This is a genomic window from Kineococcus rugosus, from assembly GCF_050871975.1.
Taxonomy (GTDB): domain Bacteria; phylum Actinomycetota; class Actinomycetes; order Actinomycetales; family Kineococcaceae; genus Kineococcus.
In genome coordinates this window covers 1-13024 of the sequence record NZ_JBJLSJ010000065.1, presented here as the reverse complement: position 1 = coordinate 13024, position 13024 = coordinate 1, and the positions used below count along the sequence as shown (strand labels likewise).

Here is a 13024-nt window from a genome sequence, read left to right as displayed (position 1 = left end):
GTGGGCGTGGGCGTGGGGGTGGGGGTGGGGGTGGGCGTGGGCGTCGGGGTCCCGATCCCACCGATCGCCGCCCGCGCCGCGGTCACCGCGGAGTCCGACCGGACCATCCCCGCGCCGAACGAGTCGTCCCGGCCCGCCGGTCCCAGGTCCTGGGCCGAAGACTTCAGGATGGTCTCGACCTCGTCGGGGGCGAAGGTCTTCTTGACGGCCTTGATCGTGGCGGCGACGGCCGCCACGTGCGGCGCGGCCATCGAGGTGCCGCTCATGGTCGCGTACGACGTCGAGCCCTGGTTGTAGGTCGAGATGATCCCGTCGCCCGGGGCCGCGACGTCGATCTGCGAGCCGTACTCGGAGAACCCCGCCCTGGCGTTGGACGAGTTCGTCGCCGAGACGCCGACGACCCCCGGGAGGGACGCCGGCATCAGGACGGGGTTCCCGCACTTGCCCACGTTGGAGCTGTCGCACGGCGCGCCGTAGTTCCCGGCCGCGGCGATCACCACCACGCCCTTGCCGCGCGCGTAGTCCACCGCCGCCTGCACCGTCGGGAGGACCTGGCCGGGTTCGCCCACCGTCAGGGAGAGGTTGATGACGTCGGCACCGTCGTCGGCCGCCTTGCGGATGGCGCTGAGGATGCCGCCGCTGTCGCCCACGCCGGTGGAGGTGAAGACCTTGTACACCAGCAGCTTCACGCCCGGCGCGAAGCCGTCGACACCGGCGTTGCCCACCGTGGCCGCCACCGTGCCGGTCACGTGGGTGCCGTGGCCCAGCCCGTCGCGGCGGAAGTCGCCCTCGGTGGTGAAGTCCTGCCCACCGACGACGGCGCTCTCGTCGATGTCGGCGTGGCGGGCCAGGCCCGAGTCGATGACGGCGACCTTGACGTTCCCGATCGAGCCCGCCAGCGAGGCGTTCTGGATCCCGGCGCCCATGCGTGCGTACTCCCACTGCGACGAGCGCCAGTCCTCGCCCGCTGCGTCGGCGGCCACGCGGGCCTCGGCGGCCGGGGCTGCGGCCAGGACGCCGTCGACGCCCTCCAGCACCGTGCCGGCGCGCGCGGCGTCGGCGGTGGAGTCGGTCGTGACGCGCACGACCCGGTAGGAGTCACCGTCGGCGACCATGACGTCGACGACGTGCCCCGACCCCCGGGTCAGATCGGTCAAGACCGCCGTCTGCGCCGGGCTCAGCGCTTCGCGCACGTCGGCCGGCAGCGCCGCGAGGTCACCCGCGGCGGTGACGGCCACGGCCGACGGGGCGGTCAGGCCGCCGACGGCGATCGCTGCGCTGGAGGCGGCGAGGAGGGTAGCGGCGGCTCGGCTGCGTCGAGCCTTGCGTCCAGCAGTGTGCACGGGATGGTCCGCCTCAGGTGGTCGACGGCGCTCAGGCCTGCACCTGAGCGTCACCTCCCAGTGATCGTCCTGGGCGCGGCGGTGCTTGCTAGGCGATACGGGCGACCTGCGTGAGGAGCAACGGGTGAGACCTGGACTTCCCGGTGAGCGGACCGCCCTCGGCGCCCACCGCCGTCCGGTCGGCCCTCAGCCCGGGCACCGCCCCCGCCGGTGGTAGGCCGCGTGCCCCGTCCACAGCACCACGTCCAGGACGCGCAGTTCGCTGACGGTCGCCGGCACGCCCGCCGCCTCCCGCACCCGGCGCAGCGCGGCCGGGAGCTCGGGGTCGCTGAACCGTTCGCCCAGCCAGGTCCACGGGCGGACGGGGGTGCCGAGCGCGCACCGCACCACCTGGTCCCACACGGGGACCAGGTGGGGGCGCTTGCGGGCGAGCAGCTTGCTCGTCGTGACGTACCCCATGCCCGTTCGACGGTTCAGCGCTTGCCAAGCGCGGTCCAGCGGACCGTCGTCGGCCAGGAACGACCGGCCCGCCTCCGTCACGATGCTCGCCTCCCGGGGGACCCGGCGCAGCTGCTCGGTGAGCTGCGGTCCCAGCCGGCCTTCGAGCAGGGCCAGCGCCACGTGGGGTGGGACGTCGACGCTGAGCAGGGTCACCGCGACCAGGTCGTCGGCGGTGACCTCGTCGGCGGTCCCCTCCCGGTCCCCGCCCCCGCCGAGCGCCTCGAACCGGCTGCCGGAGAACGCGGGAGCGGTGGGGTCGTCCGGGTCGGGGACCGCGAAGTAGCGGCGGACGTCGGCGACGGCGTGGTCGTCGCGGACCCAGGACAGCAGCCCGTCGTGGGTCCGAGGCCACACCGTCCGGTGGTCCTGCGCAGCGGTTCCGCTCACGGGGATCAGCGTGTCGTGGAGGCGGGGCCGCGACGAGGGGAGGCGTGTCGGACCCCGGCTGCCCTCGATCGCCGTGGGGAGTCCTCCATCGGCGGGGAGAGGATCAGTTCCTCGCCGTGGGCGGCGCGCGCCCCTCCGGCTGCGGGGTCCGGCTGTTCGTCCGGGGTCACGTCTGGAGATGCCACCGGTCCGCGGGGCACCTAGCCTCGCCCCGACGGGTCAGAACGGCGATCTTCAACGAGTTCATCCACCTGGAGGTTCCCGCATGTTCGTGGCCGAGGTGACCCGGCCGGAGGCGTTCGCGCTCTCGCCCGGTCAGCACGACCTCATCCTCTACTCCATGGTGGTCGCCGGACTGGCGCTGCTCGCCCACTTCCTGCGGACCTGGAACTCGACCGACGAGGTCGGCGCCCGCTACCGCCCGGCCGTCCTGGCGTCGTTGTCCCTCACCGGGGTGGCGTTCCTGGCTTACGTCCACCTCGTGGTGAAGTTCGACCAGGGTTACGTGTACGCCGAGGGAACCTACCTGCCCAACGCGGAAGCGCTGAACACCCTCATCCCGCGGTACATGGACTGGTCGGTCACCGTGCCGCTGTTGATGGTGGAGTTCCTCGCCGTCTCCGCGCTGGCCGGCGCCCGCGCCCGGTCCACGCGGTTCGCGCTGATGGCCGCGGCCTTCTTGATGATTTTCACGGGTTTCCTGGGCGCCGCCGTCGACGGCGGCGGCGACGATCAGACCGAACTGCTGGTGTGGGGCGTCATCAGCACCGTCTTCTACATCGTGTTGCACGTGCTGATGATCGGCGTGCTGCGCTCGTCGAGGTCGGCGATGGGCGCGGAGGCCTACGCCTCCTACCGCAACGCGACGATCCTGCTGTTGAGCGTGTGGGCCTGGTACCCCGTCGCCTACGCCATCCACAACTGGCTCCCCGGCGCCAACTGGACCACCACCATCCAGGTCGGGTTCGGTTTCGCCGACATCGCCGCCAAGGTCGGCTTCGGTGCCCTGATCCACAAGGTCGCCAAGCTGCGCACCGCCGAGGACGTGCACGCCGGTGAGCAGACCCACCCCGAGGAGGTGTGGATCTCCTCGGTGAAGAAGTCCGAGGGCGTGCAGCCGGTGCTCAAGGGGGTGCTCCCCGTCCACGACGGAACGCCCGGTGGAGCCCACACCGTCGACGTGACCAGCACCGAGCGGGCCACCGCGGTGCAGATCCCGCCCGAGCACCCGCGGCACGCGTGAGCTCCGCGGTACCCGCCGCCCCCACCGGTGGCGGCGGGTACCGCGCCGCCACCGGGTGGTTCCCGGGCACTGCGCCACGCGCGTGGAACCGGCCCCGGTCGGTGCGGACCCCCGACGGTGCCGCCACCGTCGTCTCCCTCGGAACCCTCACCGCGGTCCTGCTCGTCCAGCTCGCGGACCCCGGCGCGTGGCAGCACTGGGGGTGGCTGGTGCTGCTGCCGGTCCTGCGGGAACCGGCCACCAGCGCACCGTTCATCGCGCTGCTCGTCCCCGGCAGCTCCGGGGTGCTGCCGCCGTGGCTGACCGCCCCGGCGGTCGTCGTCGTGCTCGGTGCGGTCGTCCTGACGTGCGTGCGCCGCCTGTCCCAGCGCCGGTGGCTGGGGGCCGTCGACGTCGCGCTGCTGGCTGCGGTGGGTCTGCTCGTGGCGCCGCTGGCCGCCTTCGGGGCCTGCTTCGGCGCCTGGCGCGCCCCGTGGCGCGCTTCGCGGTGGCGGCCGCGGTCCCGACCGCGGTCAGCCTCGCCGCTCTGGGGGCGCTGTGGGCGCTGACCGGTGGCTGGCGCGGTTTCGCCACCGCCGGCCTGGCCCTGCCGGCCGGGTTGACGGTGCCGCACGTGCTGGTCGTGTCCTGGTGGGACGGCCACCGCACCACCACGGGCGCGCCCTCGTGAGCAGCGGTGCCCGGGAGCGGGCGGTGACTGGCCGCTCCAGCACCTGATCGCCCCCTCACCACCCCGTCGCCCCCGGGCGGCGCATGGAGCAGGGGCACCCCGGGACGTCCTCCCGCCGGACTCGTCCTCGCCGATACTCACCGGAACCCGGTGAGCTCCACCGGGCACGGTGAGGACGGTGGCGGTCGCAGCCCCCGGCGCCCGGTCACCTCGTCACCTGCGCGGCCCGGCCGCTCCCCGCCACCGGGCAGACCCGCACCCGGTCCCGCCCGCCGCGCTTGGCGTCGTACAGCGCGGTGTCCGCCGCGTGCAGCAGGTCCCGCGCGGTGACGCCGTGGGCGGGCAGGGCGGAAACCCCCACGCTGACCGTGACGGGCGCGACCAGGTCCAGCGCCGCGACCCGTTCCCGCAGCCCCTCGGCCACGCCCGCGCCGTCGGCGGTCGCGGGCAGCACGACGCAGAACTCCTCCCCGCCGTACCGGGCGGCGAACGCCCCGGCGGGCAGCCCGGTGCGCAGCAGCGACCCGACCGCGCGCAGGGCGTCGTCACCGGCCTCGTGCCCGTGGGTGTCGTTGAGGGCCTTGAAGTGGTCCAGGTCGAGCAGCAGGACCGACAGCGGTGAACCCGTGCGGCGGGCGTCGTCCACGGCCGCGGCGAGCGACTCGTCCAGGGCGCGGCGGTTGCCGACGCCCGTGAGGCCGTCGGTCACCGCGGCGGTGCGCAGCTGGTCCACCAGGCCCGCCCGGGCGACGGTCGAGACCGTCTGCGCCGCAGCGTGCTCGGCGGTGGCGAGCAACCGGCGCGACACCCCCGCCGAACGTCCCCGGCGGCGGGCTCCCACCTCCTCCAGCACGAGCACGACGGTCGGGGAACCCGCCACGGCCGCGGCGAGCACCACCACCCGGCCGGGGTCGGGGAGCACGCCGGTCAGCCACGGCTCGTCGACCCGGGACCGCAGCACCGGCCCGCCGTCGGCCAGCGCCCGGGCCAGGGTTCCGTCGGCCGGCACGGTCCCGGACCACCGGACCTCCCGCAGCCCCGCCCCGTCCGCGACCACGCACGTCGCCCGCACGTCGGCCCCCGCACCGGCGGGTTCGTCGACGAGCAGCACGGCGGCGCGGCGGGCGAGCAGTTCGTCCCGGCCCAGCCCGGCCAGCAGCGCCGCGGCCTCCGTCGCCCGCGTGCAGCGGCCCACGTCGACGGCGAAGCGGCGCAGCAGGTCGCTGTCGTAGCGGCGGCGGCGCAGTTCGCGCTCGTTGGCCGCCGCGAGGCAGGCGACGGTGAGGACGAGGACCCACAGCGACAGCAGGTGCCAGCGCAGGTGACCCGCGCCGGCCGCCGACGTGGACGGCAGCAGCCCGGTCCGCTCGAACTGGAACACCACGACCAGCACCACGGTGTGCCACGCCGTCACCTTCACGCCGGTGCGGAACGAGGCGAGCAACGTGATCGCCACCGCGTACACCACCGCGATCCGGGGGACCGGACCCGTCAGGCCGTGCAGGCAGTGCATCGCCCACCCCAGGTACGCCCCGTCCACGACCAGCCCGAACCCCAGGACCGTGATGGCGAGCCGGCGCGGCAGCCGCCGCCACGACGTGCCGACCGCCACGACGGCCGTCAGCAGCGCGGGCTGCACGAGGTCCGACCACGACGCCGTGCGGGCGTCCGGCAGCAACCAGAACGCTCCGACCGGCAGGGCGATCACCAGCAACCGGGCGGCCAGCACCCAGCGCACCCGCTCGGAGAAGCTCACCAGGGGCGCCGGTCCGCCGCCGGGGGACCTGCTCATCGGTGTTCCTCGTCGTTCGGTGGGTAGGGGAGGTCGGGCAGGGGGACGAGCGGCGCCGCGGCGAGCTTCGGGTCGCTGCGGTCGAGGCGGTCCTGCACGAGGAGGAAACCCACCACGAGCAGGAGGACGCTGACGGACACCTGGCGTTGCGCCACCAGCGCCAGCACCAGGTGCCGCGCGCCGTCCGCGACGACGGCGACGGCCTGCGCCACGACGGGTTCCGCGTCCCGGCGCACCACCGACGGCGGCTGGGTGGGCGCGCGGCGGGTCGGCGCCGCGGCGGCCGACGTCGCCGGGGCCGGTGCGGCGGTGGTCGGCTCAGCGGTCGGTTCAGTCGTCGGTTCAGTCGTCGGTTCGGGGGTCGTCGGTGCCGCGGGCGGCGCGGGGGTCCTGCCCGGGGGGCGGGACCCGGGGATCGCCACCGCCGGGGTGGTCGCCGGTGGGAGCGCGGGATCCACGCGGGCGGTACCCGGCCGGGTGGCCGGCGTGAGGGGTGCGGTGGGTGAGGCCGACGGGGTCGTCGTGGTCGCGGCGCCGGTGGGGGCGGGGACCGGTGCTGCGGTGTGCGTCTGCGTCGGAACCCCCGTCGGCGTCGGGGACGACGTCGGGGTCGGGACGTCGGTGGGCCGGGGCGCGGTCCGCGTGGCGGTGGGTTCCGCCGTGCCGGTCGGAGTTCCGGTCGGGGTGGTCGGCTCCGGGGTCGAGGTGGGCTCGGGGGCAGTGGTGGTGATCGCGGTAGCCGTCGCGGTGGCGGTGGGTTCCGCGGTGGCGGTGGGTTCCGCGGTGGCGGTGGCGGTGGCGGTGACTGTCGCCGTCGCGGTGGGTTCCGGCGTGGGCGTGGGCGTGGGCGTGGGCGTGGGCGTGGGCGTGGGCGTGGGCGTGGGCGTGGGCGTGGGGGGCGTGGGCGCTGCCCGCACCCGGAACGAGACCGTGCACGTGTCGGTGGAGTACCGGTTCGCCACGGCCAGGTCGAACGCCGAGTCCCCCGCGGCGGACGGTGTGCCGCTGAGCACGCCGTCGGCGGACAGCGACAGGCCCGCGGGCAGCACCGCACCGGCGGCGGCCGTCACCGCCGGTTCGGGCCACCCGGAGGTGCCGAAGCGGTACCGGTACGCGACGCCCTCGGTGGCCTCGTCGACGGTGCCGGGGACGCACCGGGCCGCGGACCCCTCGGCGATGGCCGCGATGCGCGGGGTCGAGCCCCCGCCGACGACGTAGGTCAGCCCGCCCGACCCGGTGGAGACGGTGGTCACGGGGAACGCGGCGGCGTCCGCGGTGCCGGTGCCCGTGGTGAGGGTGAGGACGTCGACGGCACCGGCGCGCCAGCGGACCAGGCCGCTGCCGAACGCGAAGGTCGTCAGGACGTCGCCGGTGGTCGTCACGGCGATGCTCGTCGGGAACCCGTTCAGGCCGCCGGACCCGCTCAGTTCCGGGACCCGCGTCAGCGAGCCCGTCGCCCGGTCGAGCCGCTTGACGTCACCGGCGCGGTAGTCGGCCACCCAGACCGTCCCGTCCGGCCCGACAGCGACGTCCCGCAGTTCCTGGACCGCGGGGGAGGTGAACACGTCGAGGGTTCCGTCGGCGCGGACGTGCGTCAGCGCGGTCGTCGAGGCCAGCCAGACGGTGTGGTCGGGGTCGACACCCAGGCCGTACGGGGACCCGATCCCCGAACCCGTCGCCACGGCCCCCTGCACGGGGGCCGAGTTGCCGGTGCCCGCGACGACGCTGAGGTTCCCGTCCCGCACCGCGAGGAGGTAGCCGCCGCCGTCGGCCACGTACGCGGTGGGGCCGTCCACGGCCACGTCGGTCGGCTGGACCAGGGGGGAGGAGGTCGCCGGTCCGGGGACGGGGCGGCCGGAGACCCCCGGGATCCCCGCGAGCACCGACGTCGTGCCGTCCGGTGCCCGGCGCCGCACCGTCCGCTCGTTCGAGTCCGCCCAGTGCAGCGACCCGTCCACGACGGTCGCGTTGGCCGGTCGGGCGAGGGAGGTTCCCGTCCCGGTCCCGGCGAGGACGGTCGCGGCGTACGCGACGGGGGGCGCGGCCTCGGCCGGCGCCACGGCCGTCGCAGCCGCCGTGAGCAGCAGCAGGACCGCGGCGGTGCGGCGCGCGGCCCGCCGGCCACGCCTGCTGAGGATCACGGTGGTACATCGACGGCTGTCGGTTGCTCCTTCAACTTCATCCCCCGAACGGCGGCGGAGCGGACCGGCGACCCTCCTCCTCGCCGTCGCCACCCGCACCACCCGGGGTGACGGTGCCCCCGCGCCCGGACGCGGACGGCTCAGCCCCCAGCAGCCTCAAGCACGCACCGTGAGGTGCCGAAGGAGGAGTGGTCCGCACACGGCCACGGAGCTGGACCCCTGAGGAGAACCCCACGTGTTGAACGTCCACTCACCTGCCACCACCGGTGAGCTGGGCCTGTCCTCCTCCGCCCGTGACCCCAACGGGCTGGCGGTCACGCAGGCGGCGGCCGTCTCGGGCACGGCGCTGGCCCGCGAGGCCCGGGCCCGTCAGTCGCGCATCCTGGCGTCCCTGACCGTCAGCGACCGCTCCTTCCTCGGGGTGGTGCTGGGCCCGGGGCTCGACCTGGCCGACAGCGCCTCGCTGGAGGAGGTCGCGGCCTCGGCGCTCGCCGCCCAGGTCGCCGCCGACCGCGACAACGGTTCCCTGGCGCAGGGGTGCCCGATCGACATCGCCTACGTGCGCTTCCTGGCGGGTTTCAGCGTCCACGACGACACGGGGACGTTGCAGCCGCTGCTCAGCCCCCGGCAGCACGACCGGGCCCGCCGCTACCTGGAGGAGCACGGCGGCCGGGCCACCATCGACTTCCGCAGCTGAGGACGCGGACCCGGACGCGGCCGGGGACGCCTGCGACCGGGGTCGTCACGGACACTGGTGATCGAGAGATCCCCGACGCTTCGTCACGTCCGCCTAGCCCGACCTGCGGATCCTGCCGCGGTCGGAAGCGGTGCGAGCGAACCCCGGATCAGGCGTACACCTCCTCCAGGCTGATCAGGTGCACGTCGGGACGTCCCGCCGCCAGGGCCGTGAGGTCCTCGTCGAACCCCGACCGCCCGAACAGGGCCAGCCGGGCTCCGGTGACGACCCGCCCTCCGCGATCCAGGAGGTCGCGGATCCGCTCCAAGCGGTGCAGGTCGCTGAGGGTGCGGGGCGAGTTCGACGACTTCGCCTCCCCGAGGACGACGACGGGTGCTCCCGGGTCGTGCCGTCGGACGCCCCGTTCCAGGGCGACGACGTCAATCTCGTGCTGGGTCTTCCCCGTGGGGTCGTTGACGACCGCCGAACCGACCTCGCCCACGGCGCGGCCCCACCTGTCGCCGGAGTACCGCGCCGTCCACACCCGGGCGATGTGCTCGAAGTGCGGCCCCAGCACCTGGGACGAGTAGGCCGGCCCTGCGGCCGCCCAGGCCGTCTCTGCGTCGCCTTCTTCGAGCAGGTTCCGGAAGGGGTCGATGACGACCTGCGTGAACCTCACGACAGGGTCGGCCAGGGAGTAGACCGGGCGACGAGCCGTCAGGACGTCCTCGCGGCGGACGAGGAAGCCTGTGCTCTCGAGAACGCCGAGGGGGTGCTTGAGCGTGTTGTAGTCCCGACCCACCGCGGCCCCGATGGACGTGGGGGTGTGACGTCCCCCGGCCACGGCCAGCAGGATCGAGTTGTACAGACCGCGGTCGAGGTTGCGCGGGTCCTCGCGCAGGAGGAAGGCCTTCTCGCCGTAGAGGGCGGTCGACGGGTTCAGGAGGGTCCGCCCCAGCCAGTCCCCCCAGGACTCCACCGCCGTCGGAGGCGGCGTCGCGACCAGTGCGCGGTACCCGGGGGTCCCACCCAGGACGGCGTCGAGGTGGAAGGCGACGAGGGGGTCTTCGACGCCCCAGTACTCCCGGGACTCGCGGAAGTCGAAGGGTGGCATGGTCAGGTCCAGCTGCGCGCGACCGCGCAGGGGTGCGGACCCGGTGAGCAACGTGCTCATGACCGCGAGCGCTGAACCGCACAGCACGACCGTCGGAGCGCCCGGCCGTGGGTCGTTCGCCACCTCGTCATGCAGGAGCTGCAGGACGGAAGGGATCTCCGGGGAGTGGGAGAGGAGGTAGGGGAGTTCGTCGAGGACCAGGAGTTCGGCACCCCGGGTCCGGCGGGTACCGCGACGCAGACCGAGGGCGACCCGGAATGCCGTCTCCCAGGAGTCGAAGCGCAGAGCGTCCGGGGCGTACTCGAGGTGGTCGGCCACGTCGCGGGCGAACAGGTCGAGAGCGAAGGACTTCTCGACCTCACGCGCCTGGTGGTAGATGCCGCTACGAGCGTGGACCAGCCGCCGGAGCACGTAGCTCTTGCCGTGCCGCCGCCGTCCGGACACGATCGCCAGGCGCATGCCGGTCTCCGCGCCGGACGAGGCTGTGACCGAGGACAGCGCGTCCCACTGCGTGGTGCGGTCGAACAAGTCCGGCGGACGAGGCAGCATGAGGACCTCCATGACAGTGAACGAGTTTACGGTAACACGATTTACTGTCATAGCCGGGCTGGCGGCACGTTGTGCGGGGTCACCACCTGGATCGCCGAGGACACCGTCACCGGCTGCCCCGGCAGCGCGCCCCGGGCCTGCATGACCAGCTGGCAGCAGCGCCGCAGGTCCTCGCGCAGGTCGTGGTGCAGGACGGCGGAGATCCGGCCGGCGAGCAGCATCTCGCGGTGCTCGGCGTCCAGGTCGTGGGTGATGAACACCCGGCAGTGGCGGCCGCGGGACGCGAACGCGTCGAGGACGGCGGCGTTCCCGCCGAACGCGTACATCGAGTAGACGGCGCCGATGGCCGGGTGCTGGTCGAGGGCCGCCTCGACGGAGCGCCGCAGGGTGTCGTCGTCGCCGCTGCGGTGGACGAGCTCGACGATCGGGCGGCCCGTCCCGCTGCCGCGCAACGTCCCGCGGAAACCCATCTCGCGCTCGTCCTCGCCGCGGAACGCGGAGTCGCCGCGGATCACCAGCACCGCTGCGGCGTCGCCGGGGGCGAGCCACTGGCCGACGAGGTAGGCGGCCGTGGCGCCGGCGGCGCGGTTGTCGATGCCGACGTAGGCGAGGCGGGCCGAGGCGGGCAGGTCGGTGACGAGGGTGACCACGGGGATGCCGGCGCGCTGCACGCGCGCGACGGCGTCGTTGACCTCCGGGGTGTCGGGCGCCTTCAGCACGACGCCGTGGGAGCCGCGGGACACGACGCGGGCGAGGTGCTGGACGATCTCGGCGGGCGGGGCGGCCTCGGTGAGGGTGAACCGCGAGCGCACCACCGCGGGCCGCAGCGACGGCAGCTCGGCCTCCAGGGCGGCGCGGACGGCCTCGGAGAACCGGCGGGGGGCGTCGACGACGACGTCGACGATGACGGTGCGCCCGTCGACGCTGAGCTGGGTCTGCTGACGGTCCAGCTCGGCGACGGCGCGGTGGACCTGGGCGACGGTGCTGGCCCGCACGCCGGGCCGGTCGTGGAGGACGCGGTCGACGGTGGCGGGGCTGAGGCCGGCCTGGACGGCGATGTCGCGGACGCGGTGGGGGTGGGTCATGACCTCATCCTGAGGTGTTCTTGAGGTGTTCACCACCTTGCCGGGCCCTCAGGTCGGCTCCTACCGTCGACGCACGATCGGAGCCGATCACCCCGGAGAGGACCGCTGACATGACCGCCGTGACCCCCCGCCCCGACCCCGTCTTCCTCAGCCGGGACGACTGCGACCTCGACGAGTTCGCGGCGCTGCTCGCCACCGGCACCGACCTCGCCGACTACCCGTACGCCGACGGCGTCGAGGCGGGCGTCCTCCTCTACTCCGACCGCCTCCTGCCGCACCTGGACGACGAGGCGGGCCGCCGCGACGTGCAGTCCGAGATCGCGCGGGCGCTGTCCGACGGCCCGGGCATCGTCGTGTTCAAGGGCGCGTTCCCCGCCGACCTCGTCGACCGCACCACCGAGGCGTTCTTCGCCCTGCTGGCGCAGGAGAAGGCCGCGGGGGTGGTCACCGGCGACCACTTCGCGAAACCCGGCGCGAACGACCGGGTGTGGAACGCGCTGGAGAAGCTCGCCGTCAGCGACCCCGCCCTGTTCGCCGAGTACTTCGGCAACGACTACGTGGCGCTGGCCGCGGGCGCGTGGCTGGGCCGGAACTACCAGCTGAACGCGGCGCTGAACATCGTGAACCCCGGCGGGCAGGCGCAGGTCCCGCACCGCGACTACCACCTGGGGTTCATGCCGCTGGAGACCGCGGCGGCGTTCCCCGCGCACGTCCACCGGCTCTCGCCCGCGCTGACCCTGCAGGGCGCGGTCGCCCACTGCGACATGCCCGTCGAGACCGGCCCCACCCTCTACCTGCCGCACTCGCACAAGTACCTGCCCGGCTACCTCGCGTTCTCGCTGCCGCAGTTCCAGGAGTACTTCGCCGAGCACCACGTCCAGCAGGCGCTGGGCAAGGGCGACGCCGTCTTCTTCAACCCCGCCCTCATGCACGGCGCGGGCACGAACACCACGGCCGACGTGCGCCGGATGGCGAACCTGCTGCAGATCTCCTCCGCGTTCGGGCGCTGCCTCGAAGCCGTCGACACCACCCGGACGTCCATCGCCACGTACCCGACGCTGCTGGAGCTGAGCCGCAGCGGTTTCCCCGCCCGGCAGCTCGACAACGTCGTCACCGCCGTCAGCGAGGGCTACCCGTACCCGACGAACCTCGACCGGGACCAGCCGGTCGGTTCCCTCAACCCCGAGAGCCAGTCCGACCTGCTGCGCCGGGCGCTGCGCGAGGGCTGGGACACCGAGCGCGCCGTCGCCGAGCTGCGGGCGCAGGCCGAGCGGCACCGGACGCACTGAGCCGGGGCCTGCCCCGGTGCGGCGCAACGCCCTCGGCCACCGGTACCGGCAGGTTCCCCCTCCTGGACGGTGGGTTGCCGCCCGGTGACCACGAGGGGGGTTCCCGTGGCCGGGGAGAAGGACGAGGAGAGCAAGGAGGAGTGACCCGGGGGGGGGGGGGGGGGGGGGGGGGGGCGGGGGGGGGGGGGGGGGGGGGGGGGGGGGGGGGGGGGGGGGGGGGGGGGGGGGGGGGGG

General features: G+C 74.5%; 10 protein-coding genes. 4 read left to right on the top strand and 6 right to left on the bottom strand.

From position 1 onward, the window contains the following. On the bottom strand, positions 1 to 1343 hold a 1343-nt coding region (locus ACRYM6_RS22580; RefSeq protein ID WP_432545136.1), incomplete at its 3' end, for a S8 family serine peptidase. 186 nt (positions 1344 to 1529) lie between these two features. Beyond that, a complete protein-coding gene (locus tag ACRYM6_RS22575) occupies positions 1530 to 2231 on the bottom strand; it encodes a DUF6308 family protein (RefSeq protein WP_432545135.1) in 702 nt (233 codons plus the stop codon). Positions 2232 to 2496: 265 nt separating this feature from the next. Here ACRYM6_RS22575 and ACRYM6_RS22570 point away from each other — a divergent pair, with 265 nt between their 5' ends. After that, entirely contained in the window at positions 2497 to 3474 is a 978-nt protein-coding gene (locus ACRYM6_RS22570) for a bacteriorhodopsin (protein ID WP_432545134.1), read from the top strand. 101 nt (positions 3475 to 3575) lie between these two features. Continuing rightward, positions 3576 to 4022 carry a hypothetical protein gene (locus tag ACRYM6_RS22565; RefSeq protein WP_432545133.1) on the top strand — a complete coding sequence of 149 codons (447 nt, stop codon included), beginning with the start codon at positions 3576 to 3578 and terminating at the stop codon, positions 4020 to 4022. A gap of 327 nt (positions 4023 to 4349) precedes the next feature. Here the strand turns inward: ACRYM6_RS22565 and ACRYM6_RS22560 are convergent, their stop codons facing one another. Next, the gene (locus ACRYM6_RS22560; RefSeq protein WP_432545132.1) at positions 4350 to 5936 is read right to left on the bottom strand and encodes a GGDEF domain-containing protein; all 1587 of its coding nucleotides are present in this window, start codon (positions 5934 to 5936) and stop codon (positions 4350 to 4352) included. Continuing rightward, positions 5933 to 8077, bottom strand: coding sequence for an NHL repeat-containing protein (locus tag ACRYM6_RS22555; protein WP_432545131.1), 2145 nt, complete (start codon positions 8075 to 8077; stop codon positions 5933 to 5935). The genes ACRYM6_RS22560 and ACRYM6_RS22555 overlap by 4 nt, the downstream gene beginning before the upstream one ends. Before the next feature lie 235 nt (positions 8078 to 8312). Here ACRYM6_RS22555 and ACRYM6_RS22550 point away from each other — a divergent pair, with 235 nt between their 5' ends. Then, a complete protein-coding gene (locus ACRYM6_RS22550) occupies positions 8313 to 8774 on the top strand; it encodes a hypothetical protein (RefSeq protein ID WP_432545130.1) in 462 nt (153 codons plus the stop codon). 148 nt (positions 8775 to 8922) lie between these two features. On the opposite strand, the gene ACRYM6_RS22545 is transcribed toward ACRYM6_RS22550, so the two are convergent. Next, entirely contained in the window at positions 8923 to 10416 is a 1494-nt protein-coding gene (locus ACRYM6_RS22545) for an AAA family ATPase (protein WP_432545129.1), read from the bottom strand. A 47-nt stretch (positions 10417 to 10463) separates the two neighbouring features. Beyond that, complete coding sequence (locus tag ACRYM6_RS22540) at positions 10464 to 11501, bottom strand: LacI family DNA-binding transcriptional regulator (protein WP_432545128.1); 1038 nt, start codon at positions 11499 to 11501, stop codon at positions 10464 to 10466. 110 nt (positions 11502 to 11611) lie between these two features. On the opposite strand from ACRYM6_RS22540, the gene ACRYM6_RS22535 reads away from it, so the two are divergent. Beyond that, a complete protein-coding gene (locus ACRYM6_RS22535) occupies positions 11612 to 12790 on the top strand; it encodes a phytanoyl-CoA dioxygenase family protein (RefSeq protein ID WP_432545127.1) in 1179 nt (392 codons plus the stop codon). Positions 12791 to 13024: the final 234 nt, after the last annotated feature.